At 70.3% G+C, this 18,537-nt stretch carries 19 protein-coding genes; 7 read left to right on the forward strand and 12 right to left on the reverse strand.

Going from position 1 to position 18,537, the window contains the following annotated elements; genetic code table 11:
- Positions 1–1,073: 1,073 nt before the first annotated feature.
- Together WMF27_RS34015 and ric are read right to left on the reverse strand one after the other, a co-directional pair.
- Entirely contained in the window at positions 1,074–1,961 is an 888-nt protein-coding gene (locus WMF27_RS34015) for a Kazal-type serine protease inhibitor family protein (RefSeq protein WP_437764708.1), read from the reverse strand.
- Between the two features lie 1,007 nt (positions 1,962–2,968).
- Positions 2,969–3,643 (reverse strand): iron-sulfur cluster repair di-iron protein, encoded by a 675-nt coding sequence (ric, locus tag WMF27_RS34020; RefSeq protein WP_044969819.1) that lies wholly within the window; start codon positions 3,641–3,643, stop codon positions 2,969–2,971.
- A gap of 130 nt (positions 3,644–3,773) precedes the next feature.
- Here ric and WMF27_RS34025 point away from each other — a divergent pair, with 130 nt between their 5' ends.
- From WMF27_RS34025 to WMF27_RS34035, 3 genes are read left to right on the forward strand one after another with little or no spacing between them, the layout of a single operon-like run.
- Positions 3,774–4,754 carry a sigma-54 interaction domain-containing protein gene (locus tag WMF27_RS34025; protein ID WP_437764707.1) on the forward strand — a complete coding sequence of 327 codons (981 nt, stop codon included), beginning with the start codon at positions 3,774–3,776 and terminating at the stop codon, positions 4,752–4,754.
- Positions 4,755–4,806: 52 nt separating this feature from the next.
- On the forward strand, positions 4,807–5,316 hold the full coding sequence (locus WMF27_RS34030) for a hypothetical protein (RefSeq protein WP_437764706.1): 510 nt from the start codon (positions 4,807–4,809) through the stop codon (positions 5,314–5,316).
- The gene (locus WMF27_RS34035) at positions 5,313–5,741 is read left to right on the forward strand and encodes a hemerythrin domain-containing protein (RefSeq protein ID WP_437764705.1); all 429 of its coding nucleotides are present in this window, start codon (positions 5,313–5,315) and stop codon (positions 5,739–5,741) included. Before WMF27_RS34030 ends, WMF27_RS34035 begins: the two co-directional genes overlap by 4 nt.
- Here the strand turns inward: WMF27_RS34035 and WMF27_RS34040 are convergent.
- The 4 genes from WMF27_RS34040 to WMF27_RS34055 form a co-directional block, all read right to left on the reverse strand.
- Positions 5,727–5,867: a hypothetical protein gene (locus tag WMF27_RS34040; protein ID WP_437764704.1), complete on the reverse strand. Its 141-nt coding sequence runs from the start codon at positions 5,865–5,867 to the stop codon at positions 5,727–5,729. The genes WMF27_RS34035 and WMF27_RS34040 overlap by 15 nt on opposite strands.
- Positions 5,868–5,958: 91 nt before the next feature.
- The gene (locus WMF27_RS34045; protein WP_437764703.1) at positions 5,959–6,558 is read right to left on the reverse strand and encodes a hypothetical protein; all 600 of its coding nucleotides are present in this window, start codon (positions 6,556–6,558) and stop codon (positions 5,959–5,961) included.
- A gap of 116 nt (positions 6,559–6,674) precedes the next feature.
- Entirely contained in the window at positions 6,675–7,802 is a 1,128-nt protein-coding gene (locus WMF27_RS34050; protein WP_437764702.1) for a hypothetical protein, read from the reverse strand.
- Positions 7,799–8,494 (reverse strand): hypothetical protein, encoded by a 696-nt coding sequence (locus tag WMF27_RS34055; RefSeq protein WP_437764701.1) that lies wholly within the window; start codon positions 8,492–8,494, stop codon positions 7,799–7,801. The genes WMF27_RS34050 and WMF27_RS34055 overlap by 4 nt, the downstream gene beginning before the upstream one ends.
- Before the next feature lie 743 nt (positions 8,495–9,237).
- Here WMF27_RS34055 and WMF27_RS34060 point away from each other — a divergent pair.
- The 3 genes from WMF27_RS34060 to WMF27_RS34070 all read left to right on the forward strand — a co-directional run bounded on the left by WMF27_RS34060 (position 9,238) and on the right by WMF27_RS34070 (position 12,125).
- Positions 9,238–10,227, forward strand: coding sequence for a hypothetical protein (locus WMF27_RS34060; RefSeq protein ID WP_437943258.1), 990 nt, complete (start codon positions 9,238–9,240; stop codon positions 10,225–10,227).
- Positions 10,228–10,336: 109 nt separating this feature from the next.
- On the forward strand, positions 10,337–10,909 hold the full coding sequence (locus tag WMF27_RS34065; RefSeq protein ID WP_437764699.1) for a hypothetical protein: 573 nt from the start codon (positions 10,337–10,339) through the stop codon (positions 10,907–10,909).
- Positions 10,910–10,982: 73 nt separating this feature from the next.
- The gene (locus WMF27_RS34070; RefSeq protein ID WP_437943259.1) at positions 10,983–12,125 is read left to right on the forward strand and encodes a hypothetical protein; all 1,143 of its coding nucleotides are present in this window, start codon (positions 10,983–10,985) and stop codon (positions 12,123–12,125) included.
- Positions 12,126–12,145: 20 nt separating this feature from the next.
- Here WMF27_RS34070 and WMF27_RS34075 read toward each other — a convergent pair whose 3' ends face one another.
- The 4 genes from WMF27_RS34075 to WMF27_RS34090 form a co-directional block, all read right to left on the reverse strand.
- Positions 12,146–12,655: a hypothetical protein gene (locus WMF27_RS34075; RefSeq protein ID WP_437764697.1), complete on the reverse strand. Its 510-nt coding sequence runs from the start codon at positions 12,653–12,655 to the stop codon at positions 12,146–12,148.
- Positions 12,643–12,969 carry a hypothetical protein gene (locus WMF27_RS34080; RefSeq protein WP_437764696.1) on the reverse strand — a complete coding sequence of 109 codons (327 nt, stop codon included), beginning with the start codon at positions 12,967–12,969 and terminating at the stop codon, positions 12,643–12,645. The genes WMF27_RS34075 and WMF27_RS34080 overlap by 13 nt, the downstream gene beginning before the upstream one ends.
- A gap of 113 nt (positions 12,970–13,082) precedes the next feature.
- On the reverse strand, positions 13,083–14,459 hold the full coding sequence (locus WMF27_RS34085) for a serine/threonine protein kinase (RefSeq protein WP_437764695.1): 1,377 nt from the start codon (positions 14,457–14,459) through the stop codon (positions 13,083–13,085).
- A 53-nt stretch (positions 14,460–14,512) separates the two neighbouring features.
- A complete protein-coding gene (locus tag WMF27_RS34090; RefSeq protein ID WP_437943260.1) occupies positions 14,513–15,475 on the reverse strand; it encodes a hypothetical protein in 963 nt (320 codons plus the stop codon).
- A 497-nt stretch (positions 15,476–15,972) separates the two neighbouring features.
- Between WMF27_RS34090 and WMF27_RS34095 the strand changes: the two genes are divergently transcribed.
- The gene (locus WMF27_RS34095) at positions 15,973–16,788 is read left to right on the forward strand and encodes a hypothetical protein (RefSeq protein WP_437764693.1); all 816 of its coding nucleotides are present in this window, start codon (positions 15,973–15,975) and stop codon (positions 16,786–16,788) included.
- A 470-nt stretch (positions 16,789–17,258) separates the two neighbouring features.
- On the opposite strand, the gene WMF27_RS34100 is transcribed toward WMF27_RS34095, so the two are convergent.
- A complete protein-coding gene (locus tag WMF27_RS34100) occupies positions 17,259–17,540 on the reverse strand; it encodes a cupin domain-containing protein (RefSeq protein WP_012239482.1) in 282 nt (93 codons plus the stop codon).
- Between the two features lie 78 nt (positions 17,541–17,618).
- On the reverse strand, positions 17,619–18,521 hold the full coding sequence (locus tag WMF27_RS34105; protein ID WP_437764692.1) for a nucleotidyltransferase domain-containing protein: 903 nt from the start codon (positions 18,519–18,521) through the stop codon (positions 17,619–17,621).
- Positions 18,522–18,537: the final 16 nt, after the last annotated feature.

Raw genomic sequence — 18,537 nt, forward strand, 5'->3', positions numbered from 1 at the left:
GGCGCGGCGGAGACGGTCAGCGCGGCGCCCAGCGCTGCGAGGAGCAGCGGACCGAACGAAGAGCGAAACCGCACATGTCGTTCAGGGCCCCGCGCCGTGCGGTGCACCGAGACATTCGCGAGCGGGCTCATGGACGTAAACGCGTTACGATGGCCTTGCAGCATGTCCTTCTCCAATCGACGAGGGTTGTTCTGCCGAACGCGGCTCCAGCGTGGAGCTCGACGCGGTTCACCGGCTTCACGACCGGGCCGTGGACGAGACCCGAGCGCGGAGGAGGTCGGAGCCGCACCGGCTCGCGGCGTCTCCACCCTGCACCTACGACGAGCCTGCCGCTCGGCTTCGCGGGAAATGTCCCCCCGCTGCTCAGCGGGCGAAGCGCGGACGAGGCGCTCGTCCCCACGGTAGCGCCGGTGCCGCTGCATCCACCGCGCTCCTCCATGGGTCGCTGCCCGCGGGTCGTCGAGGAGACGGACCCGGGGCGCGGATCCCTGGCTCGGCGGCGTGGAACGTCGGTCGGCTCGCCGAGCGCGGTGAGGAAGCGGGCAATGCTCCTTGGCTCGGTGATCATGGCGACGAGCTTCATCCTGCCCTTGCAGGCCGGGCACTCGAGGACATCGATCGCAAACGTGCGGCGCAGAAGCTCGGCGCGGTTTGCCGGCCGCCCGATAGCCGCCCCGCTTGCGTTCGGGAGCGGGCTCGTCGTCGGCCTTCGCGGGCTGTTGCGGCTTCGCAGGGCGCGGTCCGATGCGCTGGCGCCACGGGCTCGCAGATGCGAGCACCCCCGCGTACTTCACGGTGTGGAAGCGCGGGGGCGGGATGCTGGTCGCGAGCCGTGCCGGCGGAGGTAACGCAACATCCGACGGACGGCGTTCTCGAGCACCTGACTAAAGCGCCGCGCTTCACAGGCGCGCGTCGCAAGCGCCGCGCTTCACAGGCGCGCGTCGCAAGCGCCGCGCTTCACAGGCGCGCGTCGCAAGCGCCGCGCTTCACAGGCGCGCGTCGCAAGCGCCGCGCTTCACAGGCGCGCGTCGCAAGCGCCGCGCTTCACAGGCGCGCGTCGCAAGCGCCGCGCTTCACAGGCGCGCGTCGCAAGCGCCGCGCGACGCCACCGACACCCCCGCCGCGTTCGCGGTGCAGGCGTTGCTATACGTCCTGCCGTCGCAGCCGCAGACAGGGTCGTACACCTGGAGGCAGGCCCGCGGGGTGGGCTCGCACGTGCCCATCTGATCGCCCGCGCCGCACTGGGCCTCCGGGCTGTAGTCGCAGAAGAACCCGCGCTCGCACGCGAGTCCGGCGATGCCGCCGCACGCCTGCGCCTCGGGAGCCCCGCACTCGCCGGACGACGCCACCGACACGCCCGCCGCGTTCGCATAACAGGCGTTGCCATACGTCTTCCCGTCGCAGCCGCAGACCGGGTCGTACACGTCCAGGCACGCCTCCGGGATGCGCTCGCAGGTGCCCGTCTGATCGCCCGCGCCGCACTGGGCCTCCGGGCCGTAGTCGCAGAAGAACCCGCGCTCGCACGCGAGGCCGGCGATGCCGCCGCACGCCTGCTCCTCGGGAGCCCCGCACTCGCCGAGCGACGCCACCGACACGCCCGCCGCGTTCGCGGCGCACTCGTTGCCGTACGTCTTGCCGTCGCAGCCGCAGACAGGGTCGTACTCCTTCGTGCACATCTTCGGGATGGGCGTGCAGGCGCCCCACTGATCGCCCGCGCCACACATGGCCTCGATCTCGTAATCACAGAAGAAGCCGGGCTTGCACGTGAGCCCGAGGAAGCCGCCGCAGAGGGCCACCGAGAGGGTGCCGCCTGCCCTCGCCTCCTGCGCCTCGGAGGCGATCGGCTCGACGGCCTCGTCGGCCATCTCCACCTGACAGCCCGCGGCGAACGGGGCCATCGAGAGCGCGAGCCAGAGCGCGGAGGCGAATCGATGATTGTGGATACGACGCTGAACGTTCATGATGTCTCTCCATGGGGCCTCGCCGCTCCCGGCGAGGCGGTTGCAATGCACGAGCACCTTCCTCCGCGGCGGCGACATGCGCAGCGTCGAAGCGAAGGATCGACGCGTTGCTCGACGCGGCGATCGCCGTGTCGAGGACGCCTCGGCGACGCGCCATCGGGGTCCGTCGCCGTGTTGCGGAGGCATAGTTCCCTTGGCAGGAGTCGGGCCATGCGGCTTTTGCGGGGTTCACGCCTTTCCGCGGTCCCCGGGCGGTCCGGATCGGGCAGGGGCTTGCTCAAATGGGCGCGAGCTTGCGCAACTTGCGCGACAGTCGCCCCGCAGGGGACTCCGGCCCGCGGTTCGTGGCAGGGAGCGCGGATGCACCGCCGCCTCCTGCGCCGCCCTCACCGCGCTCCTCAGCAGTTGCAGCGCCACGCCCGACGCCGCCTCCCCTGCCCAGGCCCCCGCGCACGGGCAGCACGGCGCCGGCCCAGCCGCTCATGCCGGCGCTCACGGCGGCAACGCCGGCCACCACGGCGGCAACGCCGGCCACCACGGAGGACATGGCGGGCACGCCCACGGCGGAGGACCGCTCGTGCACCGCTTCGAAAGTGTCCGTGCGACGCGCGACGTGTCCGGGTGAACGCCGCCCCTGTCCGTGCGACGCGCGACGTGTCCGGGTGAAGTCGCGGCGAGGAGGGTGTTGACGGCCCTGGTGGCGCGGCGCGCGGGGGCGTGGGGCAGGTGGTGCGGAAGCGCACGAGGTCGAGGTAAGCGCGCGCGGCCTTGCCGACGTCGCCCTCCAGGGCGGCGAGCGCGTCGAGCACCGCCTGCGGGTCGCCGCGCTTGGCGAGCGCGTCGCGGCCGGCCGCGCGCGCCCGCAGGGCCTTGCCGAGGACCTCGAGCTCCTCGACCGCGACGCCCTTCGCGAGCGGCGTGGTCCCCTGCAAGAGCGCGAGCGCGGCGGGCCGCGACGCGCTCGACCACCCCAGCGCCGCCGCTTCACCGCATCGCGGCGCTCCCGCTCACGAACCGAAGCGCGGCGCGAGGACGTGGTTCTCGAGGTGAACGTGCTGAAAGATGTCCTGCTCGATCGCCTGAAGCTCCCCGAACAGCGCGCGATAGCTGCCACAGGCCCAGTCGGGGAGCGCAAAATCGTCGCTCGCATCCCGGATGGTCTCGAGGAGCTTCGCCACCGCGAGGTGCTCGTCGCGCATCGCCGCGAGGGCGCGCGTCGTCTCCGGGTCGACGTGTGCGCCCGCCGAGCGGAGCGCCGGAAACAGGGTCGCCTCCTCGTCGTCGAGGTGCAGGAGCAGGGCCTCCGAGAGCTCGCCCACAGCGCCGTCGAGGGCGCGCAGCTTCGGGTTGTGCTCCCCGTGAACCCGCGCGACCTTCGCCGCGAGCGGCCGCACGAAGGGCAGCGCCTTTCGCAGGTACGCGTGGTGCTTGCCCACGATGTGGTCGATGAGCGCGGGCGTCGGGACCTCGCGCACCGCGCCCGGCGCGCCGCCTCGCCGCTCCGCGATGGCTCGCTCGAGCTGCCCCAGGAGCGCGGAGAGCTCGACTCCGCGCTCCTTGGCGGCTTGCTCGAGGCTGAGCTCTCCGCGGCAGCAAAAGTCGATGCGGTGCTGCTGGAAGACCTGGGCGCACTCGGAGTGATCAAGAACGATGTTGGCGACCGATCGGGTTGGGTTCAGCAAGGTGGACCTCCTGTCGTCCGCGTAAGCAGGGCGCGTGCCGGAGATCCATCGCGCGCGGATCCACCCGATTTCGCCCCCGAAATCGCTGGCGGGCTTGCCTCCTCTCCGGTCGCGTTCCAAAATGGAACGCATGGAACACCCGCGCCAGAGCTGCGAGGTTTGCGGCCTGATCCCGCTCGCGCCGCGCCTGTCCGGTGCGACCGATGTGGTCGCCCGCAGCGCCGCGATGCAGGCCGTCTTTCGACGCGTGGCGCGCTTCGCGAGGAGCGAGGCGCCGGTCGCTGTCCTGGGCGAGACGGGCACCGGCAAGGAGGTCGTCGCGCGGATGCTGCACGCGAACTCGCCGCGCGCGTCCGGCCCCTTCGTTCCGGTGAACGTCGCGGCCTTGCCGGCCGAGCTCCTCGAGTCCGAGCTCTTCGGGCACGGCAAGGGAGCCTTCACCGGCGCCACGCAGAATCGGCGCGGGCTGTTCGAGGCGGCGAGCAAGGGGACGCTCTTCCTCGACGAGGTGGCCGAGCTGCCCCTGCCGCTGCAGGCCAAGCTGCTGCGCGCCCTGCAGGACGGCGAGATCCGGCGTGTCGGCGAGAACCAGGCCTTCGAGACCGACGTCCGCATCGTCTGCGCGACGCACCGAGATCTCCTGCAGCGCGTGCGAGGGGGGGCGTTCCGCGAAGATCTCTATTATCGCCTCAAGGTCCTCTCCGTGCAGGTTCCGCCCCTCCGGGAGCGGCGAGACGACATCCTCCCGCTCGCGCGCCGCATGCTGGGCGAGGAGCGCACCAGGGCGCATGGCTTCACCGACGCCGCGCAAGCCGTGCTCCTTCGCCACCCCTGGCCGGGCAACGTGCGCGAGCTGCAGAACGCCGTGAAGCACGGCGCGGCGCTCGCGACCGGCGCGTGGATCGACGCCGAGGACCTCCCGGAGGAGCTGCTCACGCCGCCGCCTGCACCTCGCGCACCGTATGCGCTTCGGTCGCTCGCGGAGGTCGAGCGAGAGCACATCCTCCGCGTCCTCGATGCCTGTGGCGGCTCCCAGGCGGAGGCCGCGCGCGTGCTGGGGGTCGGGCGCAACACGCTCTGGCGCAAGCTGCGCGAGTACAGCGCGAGCTGATGGCACGTCTCCTGCAGTTCTCGTGATCAGCATCTCGTGAAAGGAGGCGCTCATGCTCTCGACCCAGTTCACCCACCACCTGTCGCTCGAGGTGTCGTGCCCCGCGTGCCCGGAGACCTACGCGGTCCCGCTCGACGCCATCGAGCAGAGCCAGCGCTTCGTCGACGAATACGGGCCCTGCTCCGGAATCGTCAGCTACGAGTGTCCGACTCCGTACCTCGCGTCGCTCGCGCCGCGAGCAGCGATCGCGCGCCTGCACGAGGCGGTTCGCGCGTTCGAGGAGGAGGTCCGGGGCGGCGGCGCGCGCGCCGTATGGGCCGACGGCCAACCCGACACGCCGGAGAATGGGCCTCGTCTCGGCAGCATCATGAAGGCGTTGCTGGCCTCGCCAGGTGCGGCAGCCGCGGCGGCGAGCAGGGCCGCGCCCTCGCCAGGTGCGGCAGCCGCAGCGGCGAGCAGGGCCGCGCCCTGGAGGCCGCCGTCCGAGGTCGCGGCGATCACCGTGGAGCTCACGTGCTGGGACGACGACGGCGGCGCGCCGCAGGGGCCGGGGTCGTCGTGAAGCGCGATCGGCGGCTCCGCGGTCTGTCGTCGGAGCATCACCACGCCCTCGTCCTGGCCCGCGCCGTCGAGCGGCGGATCGACGCCTGGTCGACGTCGGAAGGCGCGCGCCTCCGCGAGCAGTTCGATCGGGAGCTCGAGCCTCACTTCCTCGCGGAGGAGCAGGTCCTCCTGCCCGCGCTGCGCGCCGCGGGCCGGCTCGACCTCTGCGAACGCGTCGAACGCGACCACGCCCGCCTGCGACGCGCGGCCACGTCGGCGTCGGCGGGTGACGCGAACGCCGCTCGGGCGTTCGGAGCAGAGCTCGCCGAGCACGTGCGCTTCGAAGAGCGGGACTTGTTTCCCGCGTGCGAGTCGCTCCTCGCCGACGAGATCCTCGACGAGGTCGCGCGCCGCGCGCCCAGCGAAGATTCACCAGGTCCATGACCCCACGGGCGGCGTGTCGATCACGAGGATCGGGTTGACCACGAGGATCGGGTTGACGGCCTCCTCCTCGCAGGACTCCGGTGCGAGCACCGCCGTCGCGGCAGACTGCCGAGCGTCCTGCGCCATCGCCGACGCGCTCTGCGCCGCCGAGGACGAGCGCCGGGCCGGAGCGGGCGGACGGCGGAGTTGCGGAGGGACGGCGGAGGCGTGGCGGGGCTCAGGGTCGCACGAGCGGGGTCACGAGCAGCTTCTTCCGTGCGCCGCTGAGCTCGACCTGCACCTCGATCCCGCGCCGATCGAGCACCGACAGCGGGCGGATCGGCGTCACCTGGGCATAGAGATCGCCGGCGCCGCACCAGGTGCCCTGGAGCGCGGGCGCCTCGGCGTCGTCGGGCGTGAAGACGACGGCGCCGGTGCGGCAGCCGCCGTCGACCGCCACGTAGAGGCCCTCGATGCGGTCGAGCGCCGCGGGACGCGCGCGAAAGGCGAGCTCCGCGCCCTCCGGCGTGCGCAGCCGGCCGGCTTCGCCGCCCGGATCGGCGGTGGCCATCCACCCGTCGCTCTCGAGCGAGAACGCGCCGCTCGGGTCCTCGGTTCCCTCGAACCACCGGGTCATGGTCGCGTAGCTGCTCACGCCGCCGCAGACGTAGAGCGTGACCGTGCCCTCGCCGCGCACGAGGGCGAGCACGGCGTCCGTGCCGTCGACCGTGCCGACCGAGATCTCGGGCGGCGGGGCCTCGGGGCCTGCAGCGCACGCCGCGCAGAGCACGGCGCCGAGCACCCCGGCGGCGCGCGCGAGCGCGCGCGCGCTCTTCATGGAGAAAACGATCCCACCGGAGCGATGAACAAAGCGCATGGGGTCTTATTTTAGTCGAGACCCGGGGCGGAGGGAGCGGCAGTTCCGTGCCAAAGGCAAATGGGAGTCCGTGAGCGCTACGCCCCGCCGTCCGGCGGACCATCGCCGGACAGCCCCTTTCGTCGCGCGGCGCGGACCGCCGCGAGCCAGTGCACCTTGGCCGGGTCGCTGTCCCACGGCGGGGCCTCCCGGTAGAGCGAGTCCCAGAATTCGCGCGCTGCCGCCTCGGCCGTCGCGAGCTCGCTCTCGCCTTCGGGCGCGTCCTCGACGGCATCCACGAGAGCACGCCATGGGTCCGAGTCGTAGCCTCTCAGGTTCGGCCACGGCCCTGCGGGCTCTCCGTCGAAGAGCCCGTCGCTGCTCTGGAGAAAGCCCTCGTACGCGCTCCGGGCCACGGCGTCTCGCCGGCGACGGTTGACCTCGTCCACGCAGGAGTGGCGGTAGGACTCGGCCCATTCGCGGTCCTCCTCCGGCACGTCGTCTCGCCAGGCGCTCGCATAGAGATCGCGCAACTCCTGCAGGAGCACCGCAGACTCCTTGAGAACCGTCGTGTGACGCAACGCGTCCGCGAGAGCTCGGTTGCGCGCCGCGCTCGGCCCGGGGAGAGGAGGCACCGAAAACGTCCAGAACCGCGCAACATCCAGCACCGGGCGGATGGGCCTCGTCATGGACCTCGGGAGCCCGCGGCGCCCGCGCCGAAACCCCCTCTGAAAGGCGCGGAGCGCCGAGGGCCGATCCACCTCGGGGGCGTCGCCGACCGTCAGCGCCCGCCAGACGGACGTCCGGTGAAGGCGCGCTGTCGGATCGCCCGTCGCGCCCTCGCCCTCGACCGTCTGCCCGAAGTCCACGACGAAGGTAAAAAACGCGCTCTTGACGGCTTCGAGCAGCATCGGCCACGGCGGAGCGGGCTCCTTGCCGAACCTGCCCGTGAGGCTCTGGGGAGAGCCCGCTTCCACCCTCGGGCGGATGGCCTCGGGCTGCGAATCGTCGACCCACCTCCCGAATTTCTCGCGATGCGCCTCGGCCCAGGCGCGGTCCGACTCGGGCAGGTCGTCGTGCCATGCTTCGGCGCACAGCCTGCCCAGGGTCTCGAGGTCCATGTTCCGACCCCAGATATCCTTGGGCGCAAATAGGCAACTCGCCGTGCCCGCCTCGACCTCGATGCGCGGCATGAGGTACCACACGCGCGACGTTTTGAGCCTCATGGATGATCCCCTGGCTCACCGCCCGTCGGGTCGGTGGGTTGCTCGCCCGGAAGGTCCGTCGGCCGAGGTGGGCACCCCCAGCCTGGCCCCGCGCCGAGCGGACAGAGGAGCGGGACGAGCTGAGGGGCAGCAAATCCCGGAGGCGGCGCCGGGAGCGAGATCAGCCAGTCGATCAGCTCGTCGACTGTGATCGATCTGGGGTTCGTCAGGTCGGACGGCACCTTCTCCGGCTCGTAACGAAAATCCCACACGAACCTGCACTCGACCTGTGTCACGCCCGGCACCTGCTCCTCGTGCAGGATCTTGAGATTCATGGCCGCATTGCCCCTGCCTTGAAATTCGTCGGCACACATCGTGTAGGTCACGGGGATATTTCCTCCGCCAAGGAGACACTGGATCAAGTCCTCGACGGTGTACGTCGGCTCCTGGTCGTTCCAGCCGCTCCAGGTGCCGCCGGCCTTCAAACGGCACTGGAGCTTGCCCACCTGATCGTTGTGGTCCTTCTTGTAGGTCAGCAGCCACCTCAGCGCATTGGTGTTCAATTTCGTTTTCTGCAAGTGCGATAGCGTCTCGGACGGCAGCGCCGCGATCCGTCGTCTGAGCTCGTCGCGATCGTCGGGGTCCATGATCGAGCAGCCGAGGGCGATCACGGTGACCGCAGCGGCCGCCATGGCCTTCAGGCGCAGCTTCATGTGCGCAGGATTCCATGGAGAGCGGTGAGCATCAAGCCATCCGCGCGCCCAGTCCCCGCGCCGTGCTTGCCGATGCGTACCTGCCGGGCGCCGCTGTTCCTGAGCGAGCTCGCACGGGCGCGAGAGAGGACCGCGCTTCACCCCCGCGCCAGAGCACCGCCACCGCCCCAAACCCGATACGTACGCCTGGGACGATATCGCCAGAGGCCGGTGGATGGAAAATGCCTATGGGGTCGTATTTTAGTCGAGACCCGAGGCGGAGGGAGCCGGAGTTCCGCGGTGGACGGCGCCGAGTGCGTGGTGCCCTCTCAACCCGGGTCGAGCGGCGCGAGCGTTCGCGGAGCCGCGCTCGAAGGAGCGGCGCAACTCTGCGCTGCTGGTGAAGGGCGGTTCGGCCGGGCTTCCTCGACCCGGCGATGTTCGGCAAATCGTTCGGCACCGTCACTGCCACTTCTTCAAAGGCGAAGCCCCGACCAGTGGCGCCGCTTGGGCGCCGGTCACCGTCCTCCAGGTGGTCCGCCGCGGCTTGACCGGCGGCGGCGACCGCTGGTAAGATCGGCCACCGTCTGCGGGTACGTGGATCGGTGAATCAGGGGAAAACCGATGAACCATCGGCGCGGCGTTCTGCTCGTCGTGTTTGCCTGCGGCTGCTCCACCGTGGATCCCAGCGACCGCGACGAGCTGAGAGACCGGATCGCGGCAATGCCATTCGATCGGACGGGCGGCCAATCCGGAGATTGGCCGTGAAGTGGTGGTCGAACTTCCCTCCGGGAGGGGTTCAACTGCGCGAAGCAGTCTTCGGACACGGCCTCTTTAAAACTAAAGACCCCAAGTCATGGAACTGGGACCTCGAGAATCTGGGCAGGCATTGCGCCGAAGCGTGGCGAGACGACTTGCTGGAGGAGGATCGCATATGGGCAGAGCGGCACCGCAAGAAGTTCAGGCGGTGGATTGATAATTCGCGCCCCCTGGGCGTCGGCCGAAGAAACGCAGGCGCTCTCCCGAGCCGCCACGGACGCCTCGACGGACACCCGGCCCCACCTTGGCCGATGCTGCTGGAAGCCGTCCAGAGCGCATTCTTTTTCATGCTCGAGGCCTTCAAGAACGATCACGAGGGCACAAGCGAGCTCGCTCCGATTGACCCCACGTCTCGCCTCCACGGGACCTATTTCTGGCGAACGCTGACGTCCGACGATACGGCCGCGGAGATCCGGGCCGAGGCGCTCCGCGCCTTTCGTAGGGGATTTCGGATCGGCCGCCGCGGAAAGCCGAGGACGTTGACGCGGCCCATCCCGCCGATGCTGACGTCACCCTGTTACTGGGGAGGCCCCGGATATCCTGAGTTCCCCGGACCGAGCGCCGCGCGCGAGCGCGCAATCAAGGCGCTGCCGTTTCCGGCGAATCGAGAGGAGCTTACGGCGCGCGATGAGGAACTGCGCACGCTGTATGCGACCGCATGGAGAGACGATGTGCCGGAGGAGGACCGCATCTGGGCCGCAGCGTTCCGCAACGCGTGCACGATGTCGGTCAACAGTCCCCGGCGAAACGCCCTCGCGCAAAGCGCCTACGAAGGCTATCTCCGGAGCAGCGATGGACGCTTCGGTGGGGAGCCTGCTCGGCCGTGGCCGAGCCTGAGCCACGTCGCCTCGGAACCATGGCGTTCTTTCGTGGACCGCGTCGAGGAGGCGCCCGAAGGCGAGAGCGAGCTCGCGACGACCGAGGCGGCCGTATGAGAATATTGGGACACGCTCTACCAGGAGGCCCCCCCATGGGACAGCGACCCCGACCGGGCGCACTGGCTGGCGGCGGTCCGCGCCGCTCGAAGGAAGGCGCAGGCCGACGATGGTCCGCCGGCGATGGGTAGGTAGCGCTCGGACGGGGTCGCGCGCCGGGCTCGTCGCGCTGTCGCTCCTGCCCGCGGTCGCGCGGGCGGAAGAGGGCGCGCCGCCGCGCTGGGAGATCGACGTCAAGGCGACCTATGTCGTGCTAGGGTCGCGTGCCACGCGCGCGACGGGCGGCATCATGCCGTCGGTCACCGGCTTGCGCCGATGGCCCGTCCGCAACGCCGTGGACATCGGCATCGGCGCCGACGTGGGCCTCTTCGGTCTGGGCGGCGACGCGCGCTGGCTCGGCCTGCTGACCGGCCCCACGGCGGCCGTCCGGGGCAGGCCGTTCCGTGCGCCGGTGTCCTTCGAGCTCGCGGCGCGGCTCGACTTCGGGCGCATCCCTGTGTGCAACGCATGGGGGTTGTGCCTGCGTTATCTTGGATTCTTCCCGGCCATGGAGGCCGGCGCGGCCTATCTATCGACGCAGCATGTGGCGATCGTGGCGACGTGCGGTGTCCGCTTCATCCGCACGCTCGCGTGGTCTGGTGTCAGCGTGGAGCCAGCAGCGGCTGGTCGAATCTTCTGGTAGGTATGACCCCGATGGGCGAAGAGCCCACGGACCCCACCGGCGGTCAACCCGGAGGTTATTGATGAATCTTTCGATGGGGGAGACGAAGTCCCTCGTGCCTCGCGTCGTGCGCGAGGTGGCCATCGGACACGCGCTGTTCTCGACCAAAGATCCCGAAGAATGGAAGTCGCGCTCCGAGGATCTGGGCGAGCTGTGCGCCGAAGTGTGGCACGACGATCTGCCGGAGAGGGACCGCGCATGGGCGGCGGCGCACCGCGAGAGCTTTAGGAAGTGGGTCGACGATCCGGGACCGAACGGCATAGAGCCGGTGCCCAGCGAGAGCGCTCTCCGGGGCAGCCATGGGCACATTCCCCGGGCGTTCACCCCGCCGTGGCCGATGTTGCTCGCCGCCGTTGAGCGCGCGTTCATCGCCTTCGTTGACGCGTTCGAGGAAGCGCCTGCCAGCGACAGTGAACAGGCCGCGGCCGGGGCAGCCTCGCGCCTCCACCGAACCTACCTCTGGCGGATCCTTTCTTCCGACGACACAGCCGAGCAGCACCGGCCCGGGATGCTCCGCGCCTTCCAGCGGGGTTTTCGGCACGCTCTCCGCGGAGCCCCGAGTTCGATGAAGAGGCCCATCCCTCCGATGCTGGAACCGCCGTGGTACTGGGGCGCCGGGCTGCCGGAGTACCCCGGACCGAGTGCCGCGCGCGAGCGAGCCCTCCGCGCCGCGCGCGACCAGGCCCTCCGGGCACCGCCGGTCCCCGGCGATCGACATGGGTGGCTGACACGCCAGAAGGAACTGCGCGATCTCTATGCGAGCGCCTGGCGGGACGACGTGCCGGAGGAGGACCGCGAATGGGCCCAAGCGGTTCGCGATTGCTGCGCGTGGCATGTCAACCGCCGCCGGCGTGACGCGATCGCTCGGAGCGCCTACGAGAGCTACCTTCAGAGCAGCGGTGGAGTCTTCGACGGGGCGCCCGCAAGGCCGTGGTCGAATCTGAGCCACCACGCCTCGGAACCCTGGCGTGCCTTCGCGGACCGCGTCGAGGACGCACCCGACGGCGAGAGCGAGATCGAGACGGCCGAGGCGGCAGCGCGCGAGTACTGGGACACGCTCTACCGGGAGGCCCCGCCGTGGAACAGCGACCCGGACCAGGCACACTGGCTCGCAGCGGTCCGCGCCGCTCGATCCAAGGCGCAGGCCGACGACGGTCCGCCGGAGAGGGCGCGATAGCCCCAGGAGAGCCCGTCCGCCTAGTCGGCTCCGCTGCAGTCTGAGACGTGAAAGACCGCCGTCTCCACGCGCGCCTTCGCACCGTCGAAGAGCCGGATGATGTCACACGGCCCCGCCGACACGTCGGCCTCGTACGGGTCGGTTGGCTGCTCCTGGACGATAATCTCACACGGACCCTGGTAGAGATCTCCGTCGATCGTCGCGGATACATGAGGCAGGCCGCCCCCGTCCATGACGTTGATAAACGAGAGCCCGGCGTCATCCCCCTTTTCCACCACCACGCTGAGGCCACCCGAGTTCCGCACGACGCACAGGCCTGCCGGATCGTCGTCCAGGCCTACAAGTTTCGTTCCATTACCGCCGGTGTCGATCACCAGCTCTTCGCCGGCGCGCGTCACAACCGCCTTGCCCGAGACCTCGGGCTCGGCTTGAGCGAGGCACCCTCCACCCGCGCTCCACACGACAACCCAGAACAGCGGCGAGATCGCACGTGCGAGGGAATTTGCCATCGGCTCGCTCATGTCGTGCATTCGCCGAAGCTTAGAGGGATCACCGTCGGCGGGTGCCCGGCAGGCGTGCAGCACATCACGTGCTCTTCTCCATTCTCCTCGACATACATCGCGCGATCCTCGTATCCCTCGTAGCAGATCTCCTCGTCCTCGGTCGGGATCACGCAAAGGGTGTACCCGTCCGGGAGGTCATCGCGAACGACGCCCGCGCAAGCACGTGCGAACGACGGCGACTCGGGTGAGGTGGAGGTATCTTCCTGCCAGCCATCCCAAAGGACCTCCGTCTCTTCCGCACAGTCTTGCACCTCGTTCTGCGTGCCCTTCCAGAGCCACACGGCACGATCGCCCTCGTGGGGCCCTGTGCCAGGGCAGTCGCGGTCGGGGACACAACCTACCGCGGCCGCAGCGCCGATGAGCAGAAGAACACATCGCATCGACAGAAGCCCTCCTAGTACATCGCAGGACCACAGCTCACATCGCCGGCCTCGCAGTACGCCCGGCGCAGCTCGGCTCTTGTCGCCACGCTTATTTTCCGCGGAAGCGCGGTGCGCGGCCGGTTGTCCGCTTCCCTCAATGCGGTCGGCGCCGAGCCCAGCGTTCGCGTCGAGGGCTGCACCTTTCGTGGCGGCGAGATCGTCTCCACCAGGGTCGCTGCATGCTTCTCCGCGCGGAGCATGACCCGAGCCGGCTGGGTCATGCAGAGCACCCCGGCGCCTATCGCAGCCAACGCAGCAAGCGAAGCAGTGATGCGTAGGGGGAATGGCCGGGGCGTCGCTCCGGAAGGCCTGCGCCGAGCGGCCAGGATCTCTCGGTCCGGTTGCCAGATCAACGACGGTGGCGGCTGCAAAACCGGCTCCTCCGGAGTGGAGGCCGGCCACGAGGACACATCGAGCGGGGGAACCTGCGGCAGCGGAGGCTCGTCCTCGTTCGACGGCGCAACCCCCGATGGCACAGCCCCGGGCGCGACCTCGGATGGTCGAGTATCCGGGCCGTCCATCACGGATGCTGGCGACGGTGCCCCTTCCAGGTGCGAGCTGCGCAGCGTTGACGGCGCTGCGCCAGCGCTCGAAGCCCGGTCACCACGGCGGCTCGGTGCCTGATCCAACGTAGGCCATGCGTCCACGAGATCTTCGAGCACGGTGATGAAGTGGTTGACGTTCCTGTATCTGCGACGCGGATCCTCGGCCAGGGCCATCTCGATCGCGGCGGCGACAGCGCGCGGGGTGTCGTTCGGGATGACCGGAGCGATACGCCGCGCCCCAAGCTCACCCGTCTGGCCGACGTCCAGCGAGCGACGGCACACGAGCTCGTACAGCAGGGCTCCAAGGCCATAGACATCTGCCCGTGGGCCGACACGTTCGCCGCTCAGCAGTTCCGGCGCCACCAGCGGCTCTCGTGCGGCTTCGTGCGGCTCGATCCGGAACAACCGGACCAGGCCGAACTGGCGGATGCAGTAGTCGCGCTGCGACGTGATGAACACGCGCTCCGGACTCAGCGCCCCATGGCACCAGCCTAGCGCGTGGCAGCGCTCGATCGCTCGAGCGATCCCGATCACCATCCGCAGCGCGGTCGCCCCGAGATCGGCCCCGGAGATTGCGTCCTTGATGCCGATACCGTCGCTCCGCCGGCACGCGACCCAGGCAGATAGGCCGCTTGCGTCGCCGTAGAGAACGGGCTCGATCTGCGGCACCGCTCGCGAGATATCCTGCAGCCGCTTCAACTCGGACGTGAAGGCCTTCCTGTCCAAGGCCTGGCCCTCACGAACGTGCAACCAGACCGTCGCTCCCTCATCGCCTACTTGCCGGGCGAGGAATGTGCTGACCATGCCATCGTGAACCTCACCGAGGATCCGGTGACCTTCCCAGACGGTACCAGGCTCTACCACGAGAACCGCACCTCCGCGCCAGCCCTACGCGCGCGGATCTGAGTGCCATCCGGCAGCACCGCAACCGCGAGTGTCGCGGCACCGAGCGCGGTCCCGGCAACAAGCGCTGCCGTGCTGAGGTGCTGCTTTACCTCGACGGACTGCTGCTCTCTTCGAAACACGCCCGCAGCCTGGATGTCCGAGTGGGGCTTGCACATCTCGTCCCTCAAGGAGGTGTCCTCGATCGATGCCACGATGTGCAGCACGATTCCTGAGACCAGGAACGCGCCCGACGCCGCGGAGCCCGTATAGAGAAGCCACGGCGCCGGACCGGGTTCCGGCTGCGCCGGCGCGCCCGCAGGCGTCGCCTTCGACGGAGCGACCGAGCGCACGCTCGCCGGTTCGGTGCTCAGGAGGACGACGCGCGACTCTCTCGCGGTGACGTACACCGTGGAGCGTACCTTGCGGCCGTCAGGCAACATCGTCGTGATCTCATGCTGCCCAGGCGCCACGTAGACCTGACCGCTCTCGTCCACGATGCGCCCGTCCACGAGCACGGGCGCCGCCCCCGCGGGCGCGAACACATGGAGCTGCGCCACCTCGAGCCGCGCCGCCGCCAGGTCCGCATGCCGCGTCTCGTAGAGCCGCCGCTCCCTGGGCGTGGCCGGCGGGCGCATCTCCTGCACACACCGCGTGAGCTCCGCCACGGCGTCCACCCAGCGCCCGAGCCGGCGGTCGAGCTGCCCCAGCTGGCAGATCCCCACCGTGGAACGCTCGATATCGTAGATCTGCGCCCACAGGTCGCGTGCGCGCGCGATGTCGAGCCGCTCCAGGGCGGCCTCTGCCTCCTTGATCAAAGCCGTCACGCGCGGCGACCGAGGCGGCGGCTGCGCGGCGAACGCTGGATCGAGCGCGAGGAGGAACATCGCGACGGCCGCCACATGCGACCAACAGATGACCAGCGCAGAACGCAGCAAAGCGCACCTCGGCCCTACCAAGGGGACCGATGCCGCGCCGGCCCAATCCGGCGCGGTACCGCCTTTTCAGCTCAGCCTCGGCCTCGGCCGGAGCGGCGTCCATCCCTCGGGCAGACGTTCACTAACATAGGTCTGCCCGCGCTTTGAATCCCCCACAGACCGAATTTGCTCTCGCCAACGCATTGCAAATTGCGGCCACAAATTCTCACCAAATCGCCCTCCTGGGCGGTCGGGGTGCACCGGCACGGAACGCGCCTCTGGTGAGACGGAGCGCGCCTCTGGTGAGGAAGAGGGTCTCTCTTGGAAAGGAGAGGGCCTCTCTCCGAAGATGAGCCCATCCCTGGCCGCCCATCCGGGCCGCCCGAAGCGGGCCGAGCGCGACCGGCGAGCCTCCGATCGCGGAGCAAGATCGCGACGGCTGCCTGAGCGCGCGGGACGTTGCACCCAGCCAACCCGGGACCGAAACTCGGGACGCCCCTGACCAAGGAGGGTATCTCATGGGTTATCGCAATCTCACCCCGCAAGCGATGGTCAACATCTCGGGCCCCTGGCTCGATCCGGAGCAAGATCGGAAGGTCTTCACGTCGCTGCCGCTGCTCGCGCCGCTCCTGCCCGCGGTCGAGGAGGCGCACGGCCGGATCCTCACCACGCAGCGGCTCGGCTCCAGCCTTCAGCAGCAGGCGAAGGCGCTCATGGAGAAGGCCCTCGCGCTCGACGCGACGCACGATCGCAAGCTCCGCGGGGCGTACAACTACCTCGGCGCGCTCGCCGAGATGACCGACGACCCCGCGTTCGCGGCGGCGGTCCTCGATCTGCGCGACCGGCTCGCGCCGGCGGGGCTCAAGGCCGTCTCGCGCAGCTACGGCGACCAGGCGGGGGACGCCAAGCTGCTCCCGTCGCGGCTCGACGACGCGTCGGAGAAGCTGCTCAAGAAGCTGAAGACGCCCGAGGGGCCGCTCGCGCAGGTGGTGGACGCCTGGGTCGCGGCCGCGCTCGAGATCGAGAAGGTGGAGGCGCAGCGCGAGCAGCTCGCGCTGAGCGCCCCGTCGAACACCGACGGCGCCACGCCCCGCGAGGTCGTGAACGCCCGCAACGCCTGGATCCGCATGGTCCGGGCCGTCGAGACGAACCTCGCCCTCGAGAAGGCGGCGACCGAGGAGATCGCCGAGCGCCTCCTCGGCCGGCTCCGCCGCGAGTCCGCCCGGGCCGACCGGCGCGCTCGCAAGGGCGGCGCCGAGGGCGCGGCCGAGCCCGCGCCCGCAGATGACGTCGCGCCGCCCGCTGCCGGCGACGACTCCTTCGACGGCGGCTGAGCCGGGCGCTCCTGATCCTGCGGCGCGACGGATCCCCTCACCGGGGGCGCGCGCGACAAGACATCTTGCTCGATCCCGCCGCTCTCCACCCCATCAAAGTAAGCCATCTTCCATTTTTCGCCACCTGCCGGCGGGTGGGCGGCTGCCCACTTGCGCGGAACGCTCGGCAGGCGGCAACCTCTGCAAGATGTCTTACATCGATCTGCTGGCGATCGGCGATCACAAGTAAGAAGGCTTACGTCAAGACGCCGCCAAGCGGCGATCACAAGTAAGAAGGCTTACGTCAAGGCGCCGCCAAGCGGCGATCGCCGGCAGTGAACTCGCCCGGAACGCCGCCGGGCGGCGATCTCACGTAAGACATCTTACTTCAATGCACCGCCGCGCGGCGATCACCGGCAGCGGACTCGCCCCGAAGCGCCGCCGCGCGGCGATGGCCGACAGTCGCTTTGCCCCGAGGCGCTGCCCCCCGCTCAGCCGAACCGGTAGTGCTTCCGCACCGGCGAGCGCACCTCCCAGGTGCAGCTCAGCCCCGCGGGGAACGTCACCAGATCCCCCGCCTGGATCCGCACCGGCGCGCCGCCGCCCTCCGCGGGCGTCACGATCACGTCGCCCTCGAGCAGGTAGCAGATCTCCCGCTCGTCGTAGTGCCACGAGAAGGTCGACACCTCCTTCGTCCAGATGGGCCAGCCGCGCGCCCCGAGCTTCGCCAGCTGCTCCTCCGACGGACCGTGCTCCAGCTTGATCGACTCCATGGCTCCTCGTCCTCGCTTCATGCGCCGCCGCCGCCGGGCCCGCCCCCGCGGCGCCCTCCGCGATCGTCGCGGCGGATGCTAGCAGCTCGGCCCGTCGCGGCGGCACAGCTCGCGCACCTCGCGCGCGATCGCCTCCATGCGCCCGAGGCTCGCGAGCAGCGCCTCCCCGCCCTCGCCGGGCGCGGCGAGCACCGCGTTCACCCTGTCGGCGAAGCCCTCGGGACACAGCGAGAGCGACCGCGTCCTCGGCAGGGCGCCCTTCTCGTTCGAGAGGTAGCGCTCGTTCATCGCGAACAGCGCCTGCACCAGGCAGGCCGCAGCGCGGAACAGGCAGCCGCTCACGTAGAAGACGTCGCCGCGCCGCCCGGCCTTCCTCGCGGTGTCGATGGCGAAGCCGGCCTCCCACAGGAACCTCTCGAGGAGCGCCCTCCGCAGGGCCGGGGGATAGGGCGTCACGAGCGCCTTCAGCGGGGCCAGCGCGCCCTCCGGATCGAAGAGCGGCCGGCAGTCGTGGATATCGGCCAGGTAGTTGGCGCTGAGGAAGCCGTGCGGGTGACCGGGCTGGTAGTCGCACGTCACCTGCCCCGCCCGGCACTCCCCGATCACGCGCCGCACACGCGCGAGATCCCGGTAGAGCCAGTCGACCCGGTGCCCCTCGATCTCCAGCCACGCGCCGCCGTTGATCCAGGGCCCCCAGGCGCCGGGCGGCGTGACGACGTCCTCGACGGCGCTCGCGTGGAGCTCCCGCGCGAGCGACGCCACGTCGCCCTCGGCCCCACCCGCGCAGAGCTCCCGCGCGAGCGCGCGCAGCGCAGCGAGGTCGGGCGGGCTCTCGGGCTCGTAATAGATGCCCAGATCGACGTCCGAGTCCGGGTGGCCCGCGCCGCGAGCGCGCGATCCGCCCAGCACGACCGCCACCACGCCCGGGATCGCGCCGAGCCGAGCTGCCACGCGCGCCGCCACGTCCACTGCCTCGTCCATGCCGCCTCCGCCTCCC

The organism is Sorangium sp. So ce281, assembly GCF_051527395.1.
Classification (GTDB): domain Bacteria; phylum Myxococcota_A; class Polyangia; order Polyangiales; family Polyangiaceae; genus Sorangium; species Sorangium cellulosum_B.